At 70.3% G+C, this 1178-nt stretch carries 2 protein-coding genes; one reads left to right on the top strand and one right to left on the bottom strand.

Features of this window, described 5'->3' with window-relative positions; all coding sequences use genetic code 11:
* Positions 1-90: 90 nt before the first annotated feature.
* On the top strand, positions 91-795 hold the full coding sequence (locus ACWDNU_RS46420; RefSeq protein WP_355280807.1) for a hypothetical protein: 705 nt from the start codon (positions 91-93) through the stop codon (positions 793-795).
* A 107-nt stretch (positions 796-902) separates the two neighbouring features.
* On the opposite strand, the gene ACWDNU_RS46425 is transcribed toward ACWDNU_RS46420, so the two are convergent.
* A partial coding sequence (locus tag ACWDNU_RS46425; RefSeq protein ID WP_449673519.1) for a DUF389 domain-containing protein occupies positions 903-1178 on the bottom strand: 276 nt, incomplete at its 5' end.

Raw genomic sequence — 1178 nt, forward strand, 5'->3', positions numbered from 1 at the left:
CGCGCCCGACGGCAACGTGCTGGTCAGAAACCCGGTCACCGCACCGACTCCGCTGCACCTGGCCCATTCGACGAAGGACTCAGCTACCCCATGAAGACCACCAAGATCGCGCTCGCCGCTGCCGCCCTGCTCACCGTGGGCACCGTCAGCGCGGGCACCGTGCACGCGGCACCGGCCGCACCGGCGCCGATCACCTTCACCGCCGAAACCGTCGACAGCACCTCGCGCATCACCACCGACGCGGGTTCGCTGGTCGTCGAGGACGGTGTGTTCGAGGTCAAGGCCGCCGACGGCACCACCGTCGCCGCCACTCCCCTGCGCTTCCAGCTCGACGATTTCGAGTTCCCGATCGCCGCCGAGATCACCGGCCGCACCGCCACCCTCACCCCCCAGCTGAGCATGGACAAAGCCGTCTACAAGCCGGTCGCCCTGCCCTTCGAGGACAAGGCACCCTGGAAGTCCGAATACGACCGCGAACAGGCCGCCTGGTCGCGCATGACCAGCACCATCTCCCTGGGCGCCTCCATCGGCACCCTCGTCGGCGGACTCGGCGGCGCCGCAGTCGGCTGCGTCCTCGGCGGCATCATCGGCGCCACCGTCGCCTCGGCCACCATCGTCGGACTCTTCGGCCCGTTCCTGCCCGCCGCCGCCGTCGGCTGCATCGGCGGTGTACTGGCCATCGGCGCCCTCGGCACCGTCGCCGGACAGATCTTCGTGACCGCACCGGTCGCGCTCGGCGCGGCGATCCAGTACTTCACCACGATCAACCAGCCGTTCACCCCGCCCGCCAAGTAGGCGAGGTCCCGTGCAGGCCGGCGGCGTGATCGAGGTCGCGCCGACCCCGGCGGTGGCTCACCGTAGTGGCCACCGCCGGGGCTTCCCCGGCCGACCAGCCACCGCAGCTAGCGATCGGCGCGCTGGAACAAGAGCAGCACAGCGACGCCCGCGAGCACGATGCCCATCAGATTGACGCTGAGCTGAGCGAGCGAGCCCAGCGCGATGTGCCACTTGCCCGCGAAGGCCGCGACGACGGCCAGACCGGCCGCAGGCACGGTCGTCACCGAAATGAACACGCCCACTAGGACCGCGGAGGTGGAGCTGACCACCGCGAGCATGCCCGCGGCACCGGCCAGCAACGCCACCACCAGCGAGAACGGCCCGACCTGATAGATGAAGTC

Source organism: Amycolatopsis sp. NPDC003676, from assembly GCF_053587275.1.

Excerpts from the sequence above, each read along its gene's own strand:
- ACWDNU_RS46420 (WP_355280807.1), top strand. The coding sequence starts at position 91 with ATGAAGACCACCAAGATCGCGCTCGCCGCTGCCGCCCTGCTCACCGTG.